We start from the raw sequence: 17,793 nt of genomic DNA, 5'->3' as shown, positions 1-17,793 counted from the left end.
AATCCCGGCTCGCGCGACCGGTCCCGCCGTCAAAGGCCCCCCGAGGCCGCCCGCCGGTTGCGGACCATGCCGGCGATCGCCAGCACGATGATCGCCGCGATGGCACCGGTGATCGCCAGGAAAGTCAGGGTGCGATTCCACAACCGGTCGAGGCCGAGATCGGTGGTGACGAGGTCTGGCCGGGCCGGATCGGCCATCACCCGGATGCTGTAATCGCCCACATGAAAGCCACTGAACACGTAGTTCACCCGGCGCGCGACGGCTCCGGTCGAGGTGCGCAGGTTAAGGGTCGCGTCGCAGATATGGATCACGATCTTGGCGCTGCACTTGCCGTCCGTCACCCGCGCGTCGGCGACCGGATGGGCCGTTTCGCGGACCTGCCAATCCGAGAGCAACGGCGGCGCCGTGTAGACGAGGCAGGCGGCCAGGAGACCCGCCAACGCCACGAGGCCGAACAGCGTCCACAAGATATTGCCCCAGCCCTGACTCGGAGGGGGAAGGCGCAAGGAGGCCGGGCTTTTCGCAGGGGCAGTCATCAAAGCGAGCCTCGTCTGGCATCGTGTATGGGAGGGGCCGGAGACGAGCCAGCCTCCGCGAGGATGCGGCGCGCCTCGGCCGCGTGCCGGTAGCGGCCGATCAGGTCGGCGAAGTCCTGCAGCGTCATCTTTCGCGGAAGGCTGGCCCTGATCGTGACGATGCGGCGTTTGGGGTCGAGGCGGATCTTCCGGCCCCCCGGCACCCTCTGCGGAAAGAGCGCCTCCGGCGGCAGGAGCAGGCGCGTGACGATTCCCGTCTGCTGTAGCGTCATGTCGAGGTCGGCCATGTCGTCCCAGGGGATGGGCCGGTCCAGGCCGGGGATCACCAGGGCTTCGGGCCGCAGGATCATCGTGGTCCGCTCGCCCCGCCACAGCCTGAACAGGCCAAAGCCCCCAAGCATAGCCCCGCAGGCAAGGGAGACCGCCGCTACGAGGCGCGCCTCCCAGGCCGACAATCCCGGGAAGCCGAGGGTCACCAGGGCGAGAGCGAAAGTGGCGAAGAGCAGGCCGGTGACCGCGAGGACGATGGCGCCGGGCCGGCTGTTCTCGCGCAGGATCCGCTCCTCGGTGTCGATCGCCGCCGCCGTCGCTTCGAGATGCGCCCGCACGGCTGCGTCATGCTCTTCCACCGCCCCGCGAAAATCCGCCGTGGCCGCCCGGCACAGGCCGGTGGGGTCCGCGAAATAGGCGGCGAGCTGGCCCAGGGCGTGCGGCGGCGGCACGATGGCAGAGGCGGCCAGGAGTTCGGCATCCAGCGTCCTGCCGAGGGCGGCGATGCGCTCGCGGGTCGGCGGATGGGTGTCGGTGGGGTGGGGCTGCTCGGCCTCCAGATGCGCGGCCGGGTCGTCGAGCCCGCGCGCGATCACGTGATCGAGGATGGCGGCCACGAGATCGGCGGGGGCCGATCCGGGCGTCTCGGCGGCGGCATCGAGCATTTCCGCGATGCGCGGCTGAACCGCGCCGGTGCGGAGCAGCGCCCGCGCGGCGGCATCCGCCGAGGTCGGCCCGGCCCCCGCGGCGTCGGCGGCGAATTCCCGCGTCCGGCTCCAGTGCCGCACGGCGAGGTGGAACCGCTCCATCACGAAGGCGCCGAGGCGCAAGGACGGGGTCAGCAGCCCGAAGGATCCGGCATGCCCCTCCGCCACCGCGTCGAGGGAGCGCCCGACCCCGGCATAGATTGGCAGGAAGCGCTGGCTGTAGGCGGTGTCGCCCCCGGCGTAATGGGCGAGTTCGTGGCCGATGATCGCCGCCACTTCGTCGCCGCGCATCAGGGCGAGATAGGGCAGCGGGAGATAGAGGATGCGGCCGGTCAGCAGCTCGCCCCCCGGCTCCACCACGGCCGGCCCGGCGCTGACGAAGAATCCTCCGGTGAGGCCCACCACCACGGCCTCGGGCTTGAGCGCTCCGAGCCGTTCGGCGAGCCCCTCGGTGAGACGCCACAGGCCTGGCGCCTCCGCTGGCGAGACGGTCCGGCCGAGGATCGGCAGCGGGTCGGGCTCGAACGCGGCGAGAGCCCGGCGCAGACCGAGAACGGTCGCACCGGCCGTGATGAGCACGGCGCCGATAGCTACGGCGGCGACCAGCAGCAGCTTGATCTCTCCGCTGCCGAGGCCGGGTCGGGCGAGCATACCGGCCTCGACGATCACGGCGACAACGACCCCTCCGGCGGTGAGGAGGACCTGGACCGCGAGGATGGGAGGCAAGAGTCGTCGCACCAGGGAGAAGCCGACGACCAGCACGTCCCGCGAGCCCCGGCCCATCCATCCCAGGACGGCGCCGGCGAGCAGGACGAGGAAGGACAGAACGGCCGCGATGGCACCGGCCGCGACGACGAACGGCGGCAGGCTCCTGCGCCAATCCATCAGCATGGTCAGGGTGGTGGCCTCGTCGCGGGCCGCGCGGGCCTGAACCAGGGCGAGGGGGCCGCCATAGACTTGGCCGTTGCGGCGGAACTGCATGCGGAAATCGATGCGGCCGTCCTGTGGCTGGCGCGCCTCAAGGTCTTCGACGACCCGTATCAGCTGCAGGCGTTCGGCATCGAGTTCGGCCCAATCGGCGGCGGCGCGCTCCTGTTCCCAGAGGCCGAGGAGCATGATGGCCAGGGGCAGCAGGACGGTGGCGGCCACGAGGCCAGCGAGAGAGCGTAGCCGCGACGGGGCGCGCGTGATCGTTGCGTCGGCGATGCCTGCCTCCCGGGATGCGTTCTAGCGCAAACGGGCATGCAGATAGGCCACTTCCTAGGAAAAATCACCCGTCAGGCTGCGGACACGATCCGGGCGCCTCTGGCATGTCGATGCGGAGGGCGGCGTGGATCGTGTCCGGGGCGGGTTGCTCCATCAGCATTCGCCAGGGATTCCAGCGCAGGAACGCTGCGGAAGCGTCAGGGTGGCCCCTGGGATGAGGTATGAAACTTCATTATGTGCCGCTCCGTATGGGGGCGGATGAATCTCGACGTCTTCCCAGGTTTCTCTACCCCGGCCCTCGCCTCCACAGAGGCCGATCTCATCGCCGCGGATGCTGAGTGGATCGCCGAATTGGCAAGCGTGTTCGGCTCCGACAGGATCGACGAGATGGCGGCTCAGCGCGCGGGCCGGGGCGAGGGGGGAAGTCGCCTTCGGCATCTCTACGACGCCCGTGAGAGCGCCTTGGCGGCATGGCGCGCCGCGCGTGGTATGGATTAGCCGCGCCGGCTCAGCCGGGTCAGAAACGGGGACTGGCCGTCATTCCCAATGCTGCACCCGACCCCGCAAGGCTGACGCCCTTCTTCGACACACGGTGTCCATCGCCGTAGGTGGGAGGCGTGTAGCCCTGTCGGGATTGCCGGTGGATCGCGTCGCCGAGGTCGCCGGCGACCTGTCGCAGGGTGGTTGCTTGGCAGGATGCCGCGACCTGCGTCGCGAGTTCACGGGTATGGCTCCGGCCATAGAGGAAGGCGGCGAGGCGCGCCCGGGTCCTCTCGGGTATGCCCGCCACCAAATCGGGGATGGCGTCCGCGTGAGCGCGGTATATCTTCCCAAGTTGATCGCCTGAGACAGGGCAATCGTCGTTGAAATCTTCGATGCCGATCGAACGGGCCTGGAACACTCGGGTACCTGCAAGTTGGGTTGCCCCGACAATGCGATGCCGTGGTTAATGAATGGTGCTCACGCCCTCCGATCGGTGAGAAGTCATTAACAGACAGTGGGGCGGCAAATCTTCACAGGCCGCGTCTCAATCGATCCCGTCGTCTCGGGCTCGCCCCTGAGCGTGGCGTGATTGCCCGGCTGAGGCGCGGTCTTAGGGATCTTCATGAGTTGGAAGGCGCAGACGCAACAGAGGGCCAGCGAAGCCAGCCAGAGGGCGCATCGTGCGGTTTTGACGGTTTGTTTCGACATGGCAGCCAGGGTGGGCCCGATTGGTTAGCCAAAGTCTAAGACCGCTCTACGCCGCTCCCGACCGAAGGCCGGTCTCGCCGCAACTCGGTAGCCAAGCGCTCCGCGTCGCTTCGCATCAGAGCCAGGAAATTTTGCGCCATCGGCCCCGACCGCAGATGATAGAGGGCGTGGACATCCGCCGACAGGATCGGCGAGACGACGGGCCGATAGGTGACGTTCGCATGGGCGAGCTTCGCCACGAATTCCGGGATCAGGGCGACACCGAAACCCGCCGCCACGAGGCTGGTGAGCGAGGCGGCTTCCACCGCCTGCTGCGAGATCGTCGGGTAGAAACCGGCGCCGATGCAGCATTGCAGGATGTGCCTGGCAAAGAGCGAATCCCGCAGACGCAGGAAGACGAACTTCTCGTCCTTCAGACAGCTCAACGTCACCGATTCGGTGGTGATGCTGTGGCCTTTAGGCAGGACGACGTTGATTCCCTCGCTCCAGGCCAATTCGCTCGTCAGGTCCGGGTCCTGCGGCGGAGTTCGCAGGAAGTTGATGTCCGTCTGCCCCGATTTCAGCGCAGCGATCTGCTTGTCAGGCGACATCTCATGGATCTGGATGTCGACTCCGACGAAGGTCTCCTGAAACTTATAGATCAGTCCGCCGAGCGGTCCGGCGAGCATGGAGCCCGTCAGGCCGACATTGAGCACGCCGACGCTGCCGCAGCCGATGGCATGCGCCCGCTCGGTGGCGTCCTGCGCGCTGTGGAGAATGGCCTTGGCCCGGACCAGGAAATCCTGGCCGGCTTGGGTGAGCGACACGCGGCGGGTCGTCCGTTCCAGCAGGCAGGTCCCGATCTCCGTCTCCAGATCGCGGATCTGCTGGCTCAACGGCGGCTGCGCCACGCCCAGGGCCTCCGCCGCCGCCGTGAAACTCAGCTTTTCTGCGACGGCGACGAAGTAGCGGAGGTGGCGCAGTTGCATGACCGCCATTCATATGTGGAAGCTCTTAATGGCGACGAAAGAGATATTTGACGGCCGGCGCGGGGCGAACAATGCTGCACTCGGCGATTGGCGACAGCATGCCGCACCCGGGTGATTTCCCCGACGTGCCGCTGTCACATCGACGACCCTTCCGATGCACCGGGGCCGGGCACGCGGAGCGACGAACGGCCTGAAGCAATGGTTGGAGGTTCGCATGCGGCGCTTCTTTGCGTCCCTGTTCGGTCAGGTGGTCGCGGCCCTCGTCCTCGGGATCGTCCTCGGCATCGCATTGCCGGATTTCGCCGTCGCCCTGAAGCCCCTCGGCGACGGGTTCATCAAGCTGATCAAGATGGCGATCGCGCCCCTGGTCTTCGGTGTCGTCGTGCACGGCATCGTCGGGGCGGGGGACCTGCGCAAGGTCGGCCGGGTCGGTCTCAAGGCGCTGATCTATTTCGAGGCGGTCACGACCCTGGCCCTCGTGCTCGGCATCGTCCTCGCCTACGTGTTCGCGCCGGGGGCCGGCATGAACATCGATCCCTCCACCCTCGATGCCAAGGCCATCGCCAGCTACACCGACCGGGTCGGGCAGGTGACAGGTACCGTCGACTTCCTGATGAAGATCATCCCGACCACGATCGTCGATGCCTTCGCCAAGGGCGACATCCTCCAGGTCCTCATCATCGCGATCCTGTTCGGTTCGGGATTGGCGCTGCTGGGCGAGCACGGGCAGCCCCTGGCGCAGAGCATCGAGCGGATCACCGCCGTCCTGTTCAAGATCATCGGCTTCATCGTGCGGCTGGCCCCCCTCGGTGTCCTCGGCGCCGTCGCCTTCACCGTCGGCAAGTACGGCATCGGCTCCCTGCGGCAGCTCGGGATGCTGGTGGCCCTGTTCTATGTGGGTGTCGCGTTCTTTGTCTTCGTCGTGCTCGGCGCGATCCTGCGCGCGGCCGGCTTCAGCATCCTGAAGCTCCTGGCCTATCTGCGCGAGGAACTCATGGTGGTGGCGGGCACGGCCTCCTCCGACAGCGTGCTGCCGCAGATCATGCGCAAGCTCGAACGGCTCGGCATCCGCGATTCCACCGTCGGCTTGGTGATCCCCACGGGCTACTCGTTCAACCTCGACGCCTTTTCCCTCTACCTCACCCTCGCCACCGTCTTCATCGCGCAGGCCACCAACACGCCCCTGTCCTTCGGACACCTGATGCTGATCCTCGGCATCGCCCTCCTGACCTCCAAGGGCGCACACGGCGTCCCCGGATCGGCCATCGTCGTCCTGGCGGCGACCCTGTCGGCGGTGCCGGAAATCCCGGTGATCGGGCTGGTGCTGGTTCTGTCCATCGACTGGTTCGTCGGCATCGCCCGGGCGCTCGGCAACCTCATCGGCAATTGCGTGGCGACGGTGGTCATCGCCGCCTGGGAGGGCGATATCGATCGGGCTCAGGCCCATCGCGTCCTGAACGGAGAGGTCGCCACCGACACGGCGGCGGTGCTCGATAGCCCCCTTGCCAAGGCGTAAGCTCCGGGACGACATCCGGCGCGCCCAGGTCGGAACAGGCCAATCCGGGTCCGCCCTGGCACGATCCGCGCTGGGCCCGCGACGTTAACGGCTCGAACGAGTCGCATGAATTGTTGGAGACGAGCCTGTGACCGCCTCTTCCTATAACCCGCCCTGCGGTGGACTGCCGCCCCAGACCGCGCTGATGACCGGCCGGGCCGTATTCACCGAAGCCTATGCGGTCATCCCGAAAGGCGTGATGAGCGACATCGTCACCAGCGTGCTGCCGTTCTGGGACGACACCCGCGCCTGGATCCTGTCCCGCCCGCTCTCCGGCTTTTCCGAAACTTTCGCCCAGTACCTGATGGAAGTCGCGCCCGGCGGCGGCAGCGAGCGCCCGGAACTCGACGCCCGCGCCGAGGGCGTGCTGTTCGTGGTCGGTGGTCATGCCAGCCTCGTCCTGGAGGGGGCCACGCATGCCCTCCGCTCCGGCAGCTATGCCTATCTTCCTCCGGGCGCCCCCTGGACGTTGCGCAATGACGGCGGCGAGCCGGCCCGCTTCCACTGGATCCGCAAGGCCTACGAGCCCGTGCCGGGCATCGACGTGCCCCCCGCCTTCATCCGCCACGATTCCGAGATCGAGCCGCGGGGCATGACCGGCACGAACGGTGTCTGGGCCACGACCCGCTTCGTCTCCCCCGACGACGTGCGCCACGACATGCACGTGAACATCGTGACGCTTCAGCCCGGTGCTTCGATTCCCTTCGAGGAAACCCATGTGATGGAGCACGGGCTCTTCGTGCTCGAAGGCAAGGCGGTCTACCGGCTCAACCGCGACTGGGTCGAGGTGGAGGCCGGCGATTTCATGTGGCTACGCGCCTTCTGCCCCCAAGCCTGTTACGCGGGCGGCCCCGGCCCTTTCCGCTACCTGCTCTACAAGGACGTCAACCGCCACCCGGCCCTTACGCCGCACAGGGGCGGGCGATGAGCGCCCGGCACATCGTCGCGCGTCCACTCACCCCCCAAGCCTTCGCCCCGTTCGGGACGATCATCGACAGGGCGACTGTTGATCCGCGCCCCATGAATGCCGGCATGGCGCGCCGCTTCCACGATCTGGCGGAGGTCCGTACCCTCGGCGAGGACGCGCGCGTGGTGATCGGCCTCGTGGAAGCCGAGCCCTATCCCCTGCCGCTGAGGGTCGGTCTCATCGAGCGCCATCCCCTCGGCGCGCAGGCCTTCGTACCGCTGAACGACGCGCCGTTCCTCGTCGTCGTGTGCCCCGACGAGGACGGGCGGCCCGGACCACCACAGGCCTTCGTCACGGCGCCGGGCCAGGGGGTCTGCTACGCTATCGGCACGTGGCACGGCGTGCTGACCCCCTTCGGTGCGCCCCAGGAGTTCCTGGTGATCGATCGCGGCGGGACGGGCACCAACTTGGAAGAGGTTCGGCTCGACGAGCCTTGGACGGTCGCTCTGCCGACAATGTCGGAGGGATAAGCCGCCGCGATGCCCCGGAGGGCATCGTGAGCCGGATGTCCCGATGGCTCAGGAGCCGAACTTGTAGTTCAGCCCGACCCGGACGACGCTTCCCTCCGACCGGAAGCGCGAGGTCGCCTCCACGAGGGACTGGGCGAGTCCGCTGGAGCCCGTCAGCGGGACGCTGCGCTTGCCGAGATCGTAATGCAGGTATTCCACTTTCAGCGTCACCGCGGAGGAGCGGAAGACGTTGAGGAAACTCTCGGTCGGCAGGGCGTATTCGATGCCCCCGCCATAGGCGAAGCCCGTCTCGAGACGGTCGATCCCGCCGGCGAAGAGGGCGAGGGTCGGAGTTCCCCCCAGCTGCAAGCTCGACGCGCTCTGGTAGTTCACGTTGCCGTAGGCGAGACCGCCGGTGCCGTAGACCAGGACGCGATCGAACGCGTAACCGAGCCGGCCGCGCACGGTGCCGAGGAAATCGAGGCTCTGACGCGTGGTGGTCACCACGGCCGAATCGCTGCCCGACCCGAAGATGCCGCGCGACCTGCGCTTGGTCTCGTCCAGGTCGGTATAGGCAATGTCGGTCTCGATGCCGAGGACGAGGCCCGCGCCGGGGGTGAACTGGTAATTGTACCCGGCCTGACCGCCGGCCACGAAGCCTTCCTGCCGGGAGGACAGGGAGGCGATGCCGGCGCGCTCGATGAAGAGATCGGCGTTGCTGCCATTCACCGAGGTCGCCGCCGTGCGGACGGTCTGCCGGTCGGTGAAGCCGTATCCGGCCTGCACACCGGCGTAGAAGCCGGTCCAGCTGAAGCTCGGAAGCGGCACGAAGACGGGTGGCGGCGCAGCGCGGCGGGGTAGGTCCGCCGCAGCCGCGGTCCCGGTCATCAGCCCGATTATCGCGCCGACACCCAACAAAACTTTCGCCATCTTCCCCTCGCCGCCTCCATTGACGGCAGCGACGTGAATCAACGGAGCGATCCTGGGATAGTGCCGGGAAGACACAATTTCGGACCGATCGTCCGAAATTTTTAACCATGACGCGACGTGGCTAACTCCTCCTCGGGGAGGTACAAAAATGACACTGCCGTGAGTCTGTCGACCGGTTTCCACAGCCCATTAAAGCCGCTCCTCGACGAAGGCACGCATGAGCAGATGAGCGATCGCCATGGGCGGCGGCACGGTCAGTCCCTCGCCATGGGTGCCGGCGATCATCGCCGCTACTTCGTCGCGGGTGAACCAGCGGGCATCCGCGAGCTCTGCCGGATCGATGGTGATCGCTTCGTCCAGGGCCTCCGCCGCGCAGCCGATCATCAGCGACGACGGGAACGGCCAAGGCTGCGAGGCGTGGTAGGTCACCGCGCCGATCCTCAGCCCCGCCTCTTCGAGGGTCTCGCGGCGGACCGCGTCCTCGATGGTCTCGCCGGGCTCCAGGAAGCCGGCGAGGCAGGAATACATCCCCTCCTTGAAGCGCGGCGAGCGGCCGAGCAGACAGGTTTCTCCACGGCGGATCAGCATGATCACCACGGGATCGACGCGGGGGAAGTGATGGGTCTCGCAGGTCGAGCATTCGCGGCGGAAACCGCCGGCGGCGAAACGGGTGGCCGTTCCGCAATTGGCGCAGAAGCCGTGGCGGGCATGCCAGGCCAGGATGGATTTCGCCGTGGCGAGGAGGCCGAGTTCATGCGGCGCTACCGCATTCTCGGCGGCGAGGCTGCGCAGGTCGGTGGTGCGGAAGCCGGGATCGGACTCATACCCGTCGGCGGACTCCGGCGAGACCGCGCAGGCGAAGACCGGAGCCCCGTCGAGGCGGCCGAGGAAGAGCGTGAGATCGGCGTGACAGGCACTCGCCGCCTGCCCGGAGGGGAGGAGCGCCGTATCGCCGGCAAGGACGATGCGGTCCCCCGCCACCAGCACGATCCGCGCATCCGGCGCGTCCGGCTTCGGCACGAGGTCGCTGCTCTCGGCCGAATGGCGGACGAGCCGGCTTTCCGCATAGCCGAGTCGGTCGAGGCGCGCGCTCATCAGGCGGCCGCGAACAGGGCGCCGATGCGCTCGATCATCTGGGCGCGGGCGTGGTGCGGATAGGACTGGCGCGTGCCTACGCCCCAGACCGGCGAGGGCCAGGCCGGATCGGACAGGAAACGCCCGATCACATGGACATGGAGCTGCGGTACGACGTTGCCCAAGGCCGCGACGTTGACCTTGTCGGGCTTGGCGAGGGCCAGCATCACGCCGGTGGCGATCCGGATCTCGTCCATGAGGTCGCGCGCATCCTCCGCCGACAGGTCGGTGAGTTCGCTGGCACCCGCCCGGCGCGGCACCAGGATCAGCCAGGGAAACCGGGCGTCGTCCATCAGCAGGACACTGCACAAGGCGAGGTCGCCCACCGGCACGGTGTCGGCGACGAGGCGCGGGTCGAGGGTGAAATCGTTTGTCATCGCCGCTCAAGCTGGGATGCGTTGGGAATGCGGAGTTCTCGCCGGTTCGGCCTCGTAAGTCACGCCGGCGCGGGCCGCTCGGTGTCGAGGAAGCGGAACAGGGCCGGCGCGTTGGCATGCGCCACGTTGAAGCGCAGCCACGGGGTCGGCTCCTGATCGGCGCGGAACAGGTGTCCGGGGGCGAGCATGATGCCCTTCGCGGCGGCCCTTTGCGCGAGGCCGGCCGTGTCCGGATCTCCGCCGAAGCCGGCCCAGAGGAAGAGCCCGTTGGCGGGGCGGTGAAACAGCGACAGGCCCACCGAGAGCAGGGCCTCGGCCACAATCTTCTGCTCGGCGGCGAGCTTTTCGCGGAGCCTCGCGATGTGGAGGCGGTACTGGCCTTCCGTCAGGATCGAGTGGACGATGCTCTCGGAGATTTCCGAGCTCGTCAGGCTCGCCGCCATCTTCATGCGCAGGAGCCGCTGCGCATTCTCGGGGTTGCAGGCGAGATAGCCGACCCGCAGGGCGGGCGAGATGGTCTTCGAGAAGCTGCTGATGTGGATGACGCGCGCGAGCTGGTCGAGGCTGGCGATGCTGGGCGCCGTCTCCTCGACGAAGCTCGCATAGATGTCGTCCTCGACGATCTGGAAGTCGTGTTTCTCGGCGATGCGGAGGATCTGGTAGGCGGTGGCCGGCGAGCAGGACGTCCCGGTGGGGTTGTGGAAGCTCGTATTGGTGAAGAACAGCTTCGGCTTGTGCCGCTCCGCCAGTGCCTGGAGCGCGGGAATCGACGGCCCCTGGAGGGTCCGCTCGACGCCGACGATGGTCACCCCCATGGCGTGGAGCGAGGGGTAGAGGTTGCAATAGCCTGGATCGTCCACGAAGGCGATGTCGCCCGGCTGTAGGAAGGTCCGCATGGTCAGGTCGAGGGCTTGGCTCGCCCCATGCGTCAGCAGGATCTGGTCCGGCTCGCACTCGATGTTGCGCTGGGCGAGGAGCAACTGGATCGCCCGGCGCAAGGGCGCGTGGCCGAGGGGATGCCCATAGCGCGAGACCAGCCGGTCGGGGCGCCGCGCCAGGGCCGCCAGGGCCTGCTTGATCCCGTCGGCGAACAGGTGGCTGTCGGGAAGCCAGCCGCAGCCGGCTTTGACGGTGAAAGCGTCCTCCTCGTAGACCCGCTGGAGCAGCCAGCCGGAATCCACCGAGATCTGCACGGGTTTCCGCCGGGGGACGACGGATTTGCGATCGAGCAGCCGGGCCGAGACGAAGTATCCGCTCGCGCGTCGAGCTTCGAGCAGGCCGTCCGCCACCAGCCGGTTATAGGCGTTCGAGACGGTGAGCGTGCTCACGCCGCATTGAACGGCCAGCTTGCGCACCGATGGCAGGCGGGCGCCCGGCGCCACGCTCCCGCTGCGGATGCGCTCGGACACGGCCTCCACCAGCTGGGCGACGAGGGGGGCGGTGCTGGCGGGGTCGAGGCTGATCATGGGCCGTCATCCACGGGCGAGGCCGGTCTCGGCGATCCGACTGTATGGGTGGGTGAACAGATACAGCTGCGCGTGCCAACCCGCCAACTGTTGATAGTCGGTGAGCCAGGGCCGGGCGATAACGCAGTGCGGCGGGGGTCGGGATCTTGCATCGGGGATCGGCGGAGAGACACATGGATCATGCGATCATCGACCAGGCGGCGGACCGGCAGCTCAATGTCGAGCCGTACTGGATGCCGTTCACGCCCAATCGCCACGTGAAGGCCGACCCGACGCCGCGCATCATCACCTCGGCGAAGGGCGCCTATTACCGGACGGCCGAGGGACGCGAGCTGTTCGACAGCCTGTCGGGCCTGTGGTGCTGCCCCCTCGGCCACGCCCAGCCGCGGATCGTCGAGGCCCTGCGCCGGCAGGCCGAGACCCTCGATTACTGCACCGCCTTCCAGATGACCAACCCGGTGACGCTACGGCTGGCCGAGCGTATCGCCGACATGGCCCCGGACGGGCTCGACCGGGTGTTCTTCACAAATTCCGGCTCGGAGGCCGTCGATACCGCCCTCAAGATCGCTCTCGGTTATCACCGCCTGCGCGGCGAGGCCGGTCGCTTCCGCATGATCGGCCGCGAGAAGGGCTATCACGGCGTCGGCTTCGGCGGCATGTCGGTGGGCGGCATGGTGGCCAACCGCAAGATGTTCGCCACCGCGATGATCCAGGGCGTCGACCACCTGCGCCATACCCACGATTATGCCGAGATGGCGTTCTCGAAGGGCCAGCCGACCTGGGGTGCGCATTTCGCCGACGACCTCGAACGGATGGTGGCGCTGCACGATGCGGGCACGATCGCCTGCGTCATCGTCGAGCCGCTGCAGGGCTCGGCGGGGGTCATCGTGCCGCCGCTGGGCTATCTCCAGCGCCTGCGCGAAATCTGCACGCGGCACGGCATCCTGCTGATCTTCGACGAGGTGATCACCGGTTTCGGCCGCCTCGGGGCGCCCTTCGGCGCTGACCGCCTCGGTGTGATCCCCGACATGATCACCTTCGCCAAGGGCATCACCAACGGCATCGTGCCGATGGGCGGCGTCATCGTCCGCAAGGAGATCTACGACACGTTCATGACCGGGCCGGCCGCGGCGGTGGAGCTGTTCCACGGCTACACCTATTCGGGCCATCCCCTGGCGGCGGCCGTCGCCCATGCCTCCCTCGACCTGATGGAGGAGGGTGACCTCTTCGCCCGCGTGCGCGAGTTGGAGCCGATCCTCGAGGGGGCCGTCCACACGCTGCGCGACGAACCGGGCATCAAGGACATCCGCAATTTCGGCCTGACGGCGGCCGTCGATCTCGAACCGACACCGGGCCAGCCCGGCGCGCGCGCCCTGCGGATCTTCGAGCGCGGCCTGCGCGAAGGCATCCTCCTGCGCTTCACCGGCGACACCATCGCCATGGGCCCGCCCTTCATCTCGACCCAAGCCGAGATCACCGGCATGATCGAGATGCTGCGCGGTCTCATCCGCGCCGAAGCCTGACCGGCGGCCGGCGCACTCCCGATAGACGGCCCGTGACCCGTTCCCTTCTCTTCAAAGGTTGAATCCACATGCCCCTGATGCGCTTCGATATCCTGGAAGGCCGCACCGATTCCGAACTGAAGACGCTCCTCGACGCCGCACACGAGGCGATGCTGGAGGCGTTCAACGTTCCGCCGGGCGACCGCTACCAGATCGTCACCGAGCACAAGCCCTCGCGGATGATCGTCGAGGATACCGGGCTCGACATCCCGCGCACCAAGGACGTTGTGGTGGTCCAGATGATCACCCGGCCGCGCGGCAAAGAGAAGAAGCAGCTGTTCTACCGGCTGCTGACCGAGAAGCTCGAAGCCGCCTGCGGCATCGCCCCGGCCGACGTCATGGTCTCCACGGTGGAGAACACCGACGAGGATTGGTCCTTCGGCCACGGCCGGGCGCAGTTCCTCACCGGCGAACTCTGACAATCGTTTGAGTTCTTATTCTAGAGCTTAACCTCATCCTGAGGTGCCGCGTAGCGGCCTCAAAGGAGGCTTCCATGGATCGGGAGACGACTGGAGGGCTCCTTCGAGGCCCTTTGCTCAAGCAAAGGGCGCCTCAGGATGAGGTGGTCTGCTGGGATGATCTGCTCTGGCACAAGCATCCGCTGGAAAACCCGATCAAACAGGCCCTGGGCGGGTTTCGCAACGAGGGTCGCCGCTTCTGCGGCCTGAAACCTGCGACACGTCATAAGGACTGAGCGAGGTGACGTGTTGGCCCGCCAATGCGAACCCGCCCGGGGCGCCAAGCCCATTCCGGACCCTAACCCCGACCCTCTACGGAACGCCGGCCATGCATGTCCTGATCCTCGGTGGCGGCGTCGTCGGCGTCACCTCGGCCTATTACCTGGCCAAAGCCGGCCACCGGGTCACCGTGCTGGAGCGCCAGCCGGCGGCGGGGCTCGAGACGAGTTTCGCCAATGCCGGCCAGGTCTCACCGGGATATTCGGCGCCCTGGGCGGCGCCCGGCATTCCCCTCAAGGCGATGAAGTGGCTGATGATGCGCCACCGGCCCCTCGTGGTCTGGCCGAGCTTCGAGCCGCGTTTCTACGGCTGGCTCGCCCGGATGCTGGCGAATTGCACGGAGGAAGCCTACCAGCGCAACAAGGGCCGGATGGTGCGTCTGGCCGAATACAGCCGCGACGTGCTGCGCGACCTGCGCGCCGAGACCGGCATCGCCTACGACCATCGCGAGCAGGGCACGCTCCAGCTGTTTCGGACCGCTAAGCAACTCGATCATGTCGGCGACGACACCCGTGTCCTCGATGCTTACGGCGTTCCCTACGCGGTGCTGGACCCTGCCGGCTGCATCATGGCCGAGCCGGCCCTGGCGCGGGTGGCCGGGACCTTCGTCGGCGGCCTGCGGCTCCCCGGCGACGAGACCGGCGACGCCCACCTCTTCACCCAGCGGCTCGCCGCACTCTGCGAAGACCTCGGTGTGGTCTTCCGCTACGGCACGGCCATCACAGGCCTGCGCAGCGAAGGCGACCGAATCAGCGGCGTGGCGACGGCAGCGGGCGAGGTGCTGACCGCCGACGCCTATGTGGCGGCCATGGGCAGCTACACCCCGGCTCTGCTCCGGCCCTTCGGCATCGACCTGCCGATCTATCCGGTGAAGGGGTATTCCCTCACCCTGCCGGTCACCAATATCGACGCCGCCCCGGTCTCGACGGTGATGGACGAGACCTACAAGGTCGCGATCACCCGGCTCGGCGACCGCATCCGGGTCGGCGGCACCGCCGAGCTCGCCGGTTTCAGCGCGGTCCTGCGGGGACCGCGCCGGGAAACCCTGGTCCGCTCCGTCGGCGACCTGTTCCCGGCGGGCGGCGATCTCTCGCAGGCAAAGTTCTGGACCGGCCTGCGGCCGATGACGCCGGACGGCACGCCCATCGTCGGCGGAACGCGCCTGTCGAACCTTTACACCAACACCGGCCACGGCACCCTGGGCTGGACCATGGCCTGCGGCTCGGGCCGGGTGCTGGCCGACCTCATATCCGGCCGCACGCCGGACATCGCCACCCCGGACCTCGCCGTCAGCCGCTACGCACGCGGAGCCTGACAACGGGGTAATGCCCTCTCGCGCCGGGCGCGAGAGGGTGAGGCGAGGCGGCCTATTCGGCCGCGTCGACGTAGAGCTTGCCGCCCTCGGCCTGGAACTCGGCGGATTTGGCCGCCATTCCCGCTTCGCGTTCGGCCTGGCTCATGGGCGTCGCCTCGCCCAACACCTGACCGGCCGCCTCCATGGCGAGCACCTCGGCGCGCAGATCCTGCGTGATCTTCATCGAGCAGAATTTGGGGCCGCACATCGAGCAGAAATGCGCAACCTTGTGGGCGTCCTTCGGCAGGGTCTCGTCGTGATAGGCGCGCGCCGTGTCGGGATCCAGCGACAGGTTGAACTGGTCCTCCCAGCGGAAGTCGAACCGGGCGCGTGACAGGGCGTCGTCACGCAGCTGCGCCGCCGGATGGCCCTTGGCAAGATCGGCGGCATGGGCCGCGATCTTGTAGGTGATGACGCCTTCCTTGACGTCATCGCGGTTGGGCAGGCCGAGATGCTCCTTCGGGGTGACGTAGCAGAGCATGGCGCAGCCGAACCAGCCGATCATGGCCGCGCCGATGCCCGAGGTGATGTGGTCGTAACCGGGGGCGATGTCGGTGGTCAGCGGGCCGAGGGTGTAGAACGGCGCCTCGCCGCACTCCTCCAGCTGCTTTTCCATGTTCACCTTGATCTTGTGCATCGGCACGTGGCCGGGGCCCTCGATCATGGTCTGGCAGCCCTTGTCCCAGGCGATCTTCGTCAGCTCGCCGAGGGTCTCGAGTTCCGCAAACTGCGCCGCGTCGTTGGCATCCGCGATGGAGCCAGGGCGCAGGCCGTCGCCTAGCGAGAACGAGACGTCGTAGGCCCTCATGATGTCGCAGATCTCGTCGAACCGCTCGTAGAGGAACGATTCCCGGTGACCGGCGAGGCACCAGCGCGCCATGATCGAGCCGCCTCGGCTGACAATGCCGGTGACCCGGCGCGCGGTGAGCGGCACATGGGCGAGGCGGACGCCCGCATGGATGGTGAAGTAATCGATGCCCTGCTCGGCCTGCTCGATGAGGGTATCCTTGAAGACCTCCCAGTCGAGCTTCAGCGGATCGCCGCCGACCTTCTCCAGCGCCTGGTAGATCGGCACGGTGCCGATGGGCACGGGCGAGTTGCGCACGATCCACGAGCGGATGTTGTGGATGTTTCGACCAGTGGAGAGGTCCATCACCGTGTCGGCGCCCCAGCGGGTCGCCCAGACCAGTTTCTCCACCTCTTCCGCTGCCGACGAGGTCACGGCCGAATTGCCGATATTGGCGTTGATCTTGACGAGGAAGTTGCGGCCGATCGCCATCGGCTCCACCTCGGGGTGGTTGATGTTGGCCGGGATGATGGCGCGGCCGCGCGCCACCTCGTCGCGCACGAATTCGGGGGTGATGAAAGCGGGGAGCGAGGCACCGAAGCTGTTGCCGTCGGCCAGCGCGGTCTGCGCGCCTTCCAGCATCGTCTCGCGGGCGAGGTTTTCGCGGTGGGCGACGTAGATCATCTCCTCGGTGATGATCCCGGCTTTGGCGAACTCGTACTGCGTCACCATCTGGCCGGGGCCGGCCTTGCGGATCTGGCGCGTCGCCGGACAGGGGGCGACGAGCTTGTCCTCCGGCACGAAGCCGTTGTCCTCGGGCTTGACCGCGCGCGGCGTGATCGTGGCGTAGCCGCGCTTGGCGATCCACGGGTCGCGCAATAGGGGCAGGCCGGCATTCAGGTCGATCCGGGCATCGGTCTCGGTATAGGGGCCAGACGGATCGTAGACCCGCACCGGCGCCTCCTTCGGATCACTCAACGTGACCTCGCGGAACGGCACCCGGATGTCGTCACGGCCAGCCACGCTCGCATAGACCTTGCGCGAGCCCATGATCGGGCCGGTGGTCACCGCTTGCGGCTGCCCCTTGGCGGGTTCTTGTCCGGAAAGGTTTTTGGGAAGGACGGGTGCGTTCATATCGGATTCGCTCCTGGCGTGGGAGGCGATCCGGTTCGCAACGGTACGTCAGGACGACGGGCACCCGCTCGTTTTGAGCAGACAACCCAAGCGTAGTTCCCGTCCCTCCGCCGGTATGAGCCGGATCAGGTTCAAGGGTCAGGGCTGCGGCCCTATCTCAGCCCCCTATGCGGGGCCCCCCTCGGAACGATTCGAAAGTCTGCGTTCGCCGCGCCTTTGTCAATCGCCGGAGCCGACATCCCCACCCGAATGCAAGGACTCACACCACGGCAACGATGACGTCGCGCCGATCGCGGATCGTTCGGGTCGGGCCGTTAAGCTCTCCGCGACCGTAGTGTTCGATTTCATCCGCAAGCACAGTCCATTTTCGGTGCGGCATATTTCAGTCCGTCAAAGGCCCTCCCATAATGGAGCCTTCCCTGCTGACGGCGCGTTGTCAGTCATCAATTCCAAAAGACAAACA

At 67.4% G+C, this 17,793-nt stretch carries 16 protein-coding genes and 1 riboswitch; of the genes, 7 read left to right on the top strand and 9 right to left on the bottom strand.

What is annotated here, in order from left to right; translation table 11 throughout:
- Positions 1 to 29: 29 nt before the first annotated feature.
- Positions 30 to 536, bottom strand: coding sequence for a hypothetical protein (locus RQI43_RS15600; protein ID WP_311275731.1), 507 nt, complete (start codon positions 534 to 536; stop codon positions 30 to 32).
- Positions 536 to 2,629, bottom strand: a complete 2,094-nt coding sequence (locus RQI43_RS15595; protein WP_311275825.1) for a M48 family metalloprotease — start codon at positions 2,627 to 2,629, stop codon at positions 536 to 538. Before RQI43_RS15595 ends, RQI43_RS15600 begins: the two co-directional genes overlap by 1 nt.
- A 324-nt stretch (positions 2,630 to 2,953) precedes the next feature.
- On the opposite strand from RQI43_RS15595, the gene RQI43_RS15590 reads away from it, so the two are divergent.
- Entirely contained in the window at positions 2,954 to 3,217 is a 264-nt protein-coding gene (locus RQI43_RS15590; RefSeq protein ID WP_311275730.1) for a hypothetical protein, read from the top strand.
- A gap of 19 nt (positions 3,218 to 3,236) precedes the next feature.
- On the opposite strand, the gene RQI43_RS15585 is transcribed toward RQI43_RS15590, so the two are convergent.
- On the bottom strand, positions 3,237 to 3,509 hold the full coding sequence (locus tag RQI43_RS15585) for a hypothetical protein (protein ID WP_156467623.1): 273 nt from the start codon (positions 3,507 to 3,509) through the stop codon (positions 3,237 to 3,239).
- A 436-nt stretch (positions 3,510 to 3,945) separates the two neighbouring features.
- Positions 3,946 to 4,878 (bottom strand): LysR family transcriptional regulator, encoded by a 933-nt coding sequence (locus RQI43_RS15580; protein ID WP_311275729.1) that lies wholly within the window; start codon positions 4,876 to 4,878, stop codon positions 3,946 to 3,948.
- 214 nt (positions 4,879 to 5,092) lie between these two features.
- Between RQI43_RS15580 and RQI43_RS15575 the strand changes: the two genes are divergently transcribed.
- The 3 genes from RQI43_RS15575 (at position 5,093) to RQI43_RS15565 (ending at position 7,870) form a co-directional block, all read left to right on the top strand.
- Entirely contained in the window at positions 5,093 to 6,394 is a 1,302-nt protein-coding gene (locus RQI43_RS15575; protein WP_311275728.1) for a dicarboxylate/amino acid:cation symporter, read from the top strand.
- A 127-nt stretch (positions 6,395 to 6,521) separates the two neighbouring features.
- Positions 6,522 to 7,361 (top strand): bifunctional allantoicase/(S)-ureidoglycine aminohydrolase, encoded by an 840-nt coding sequence (locus RQI43_RS15570; RefSeq protein WP_311275727.1) that lies wholly within the window; start codon positions 6,522 to 6,524, stop codon positions 7,359 to 7,361.
- Positions 7,358 to 7,870: an ureidoglycolate lyase gene (locus RQI43_RS15565; RefSeq protein WP_207414042.1), complete on the top strand. Its 513-nt coding sequence runs from the start codon at positions 7,358 to 7,360 to the stop codon at positions 7,868 to 7,870. The genes RQI43_RS15570 and RQI43_RS15565 overlap by 4 nt, the downstream gene beginning before the upstream one ends.
- A gap of 48 nt (positions 7,871 to 7,918) precedes the next feature.
- On the opposite strand, the gene RQI43_RS15560 is transcribed toward RQI43_RS15565, so the two are convergent.
- The 4 genes from RQI43_RS15560 to RQI43_RS15545 form a co-directional block, all read right to left on the bottom strand.
- A complete protein-coding gene (locus RQI43_RS15560; RefSeq protein WP_311275726.1) occupies positions 7,919 to 8,737 on the bottom strand; it encodes an outer membrane beta-barrel protein in 819 nt (272 codons plus the stop codon).
- Positions 8,738 to 8,968: 231 nt separating this feature from the next.
- Positions 8,969 to 9,874, bottom strand: a complete 906-nt coding sequence (nudC, locus tag RQI43_RS15555; RefSeq protein ID WP_311275725.1) for an NAD(+) diphosphatase — start codon at positions 9,872 to 9,874, stop codon at positions 8,969 to 8,971.
- Complete coding sequence (locus RQI43_RS15550) at positions 9,874 to 10,290, bottom strand: HIT domain-containing protein (RefSeq protein WP_056422142.1); 417 nt, start codon at positions 10,288 to 10,290, stop codon at positions 9,874 to 9,876. Before RQI43_RS15550 ends, nudC begins: the two co-directional genes overlap by 1 nt.
- A 59-nt stretch (positions 10,291 to 10,349) precedes the next feature.
- Entirely contained in the window at positions 10,350 to 11,756 is a 1,407-nt protein-coding gene (locus tag RQI43_RS15545; protein WP_311275724.1) for a PLP-dependent aminotransferase family protein, read from the bottom strand.
- Between the two features lie 173 nt (positions 11,757 to 11,929).
- On the opposite strand from RQI43_RS15545, the gene RQI43_RS15540 reads away from it, so the two are divergent.
- The 3 genes from RQI43_RS15540 (at position 11,930) to RQI43_RS15530 (ending at position 15,370) form a co-directional block, all read left to right on the top strand.
- Complete coding sequence (locus RQI43_RS15540) at positions 11,930 to 13,279, top strand: aspartate aminotransferase family protein (protein WP_056422148.1); 1,350 nt, start codon at positions 11,930 to 11,932, stop codon at positions 13,277 to 13,279.
- 68 nt (positions 13,280 to 13,347) lie between these two features.
- Complete coding sequence (locus RQI43_RS15535) at positions 13,348 to 13,737, top strand: tautomerase family protein (RefSeq protein ID WP_056422151.1); 390 nt, start codon at positions 13,348 to 13,350, stop codon at positions 13,735 to 13,737.
- A 367-nt stretch (positions 13,738 to 14,104) separates the two neighbouring features.
- Positions 14,105 to 15,370 (top strand): D-amino acid dehydrogenase, encoded by a 1,266-nt coding sequence (locus RQI43_RS15530; protein WP_311275723.1) that lies wholly within the window; start codon positions 14,105 to 14,107, stop codon positions 15,368 to 15,370.
- Positions 15,371 to 15,422: 52 nt separating this feature from the next.
- Here RQI43_RS15530 and thiC read toward each other — a convergent pair whose 3' ends face one another.
- Positions 15,423 to 17,330: a phosphomethylpyrimidine synthase ThiC gene (gene thiC / locus RQI43_RS15525; RefSeq protein WP_311275722.1), complete on the bottom strand. Its 1,908-nt coding sequence runs from the start codon at positions 17,328 to 17,330 to the stop codon at positions 15,423 to 15,425.
- An 85-nt stretch (positions 17,331 to 17,415) separates the two neighbouring features.
- A riboswitch (TPP riboswitch) is annotated at positions 17,416 to 17,522 on the bottom strand.
- Positions 17,523 to 17,793 lie beyond the last annotated feature (271 nt).

The organism is Methylobacterium sp. WCS2018Hpa-22 (assembly GCF_031843785.1).
Taxonomy (GTDB): domain Bacteria; phylum Pseudomonadota; class Alphaproteobacteria; order Rhizobiales; family Beijerinckiaceae; genus Methylobacterium.
The sequence above is the reverse complement of the archived record's forward strand: the minus strand, read 5'-3'. Positions and strand labels throughout refer to the sequence as shown.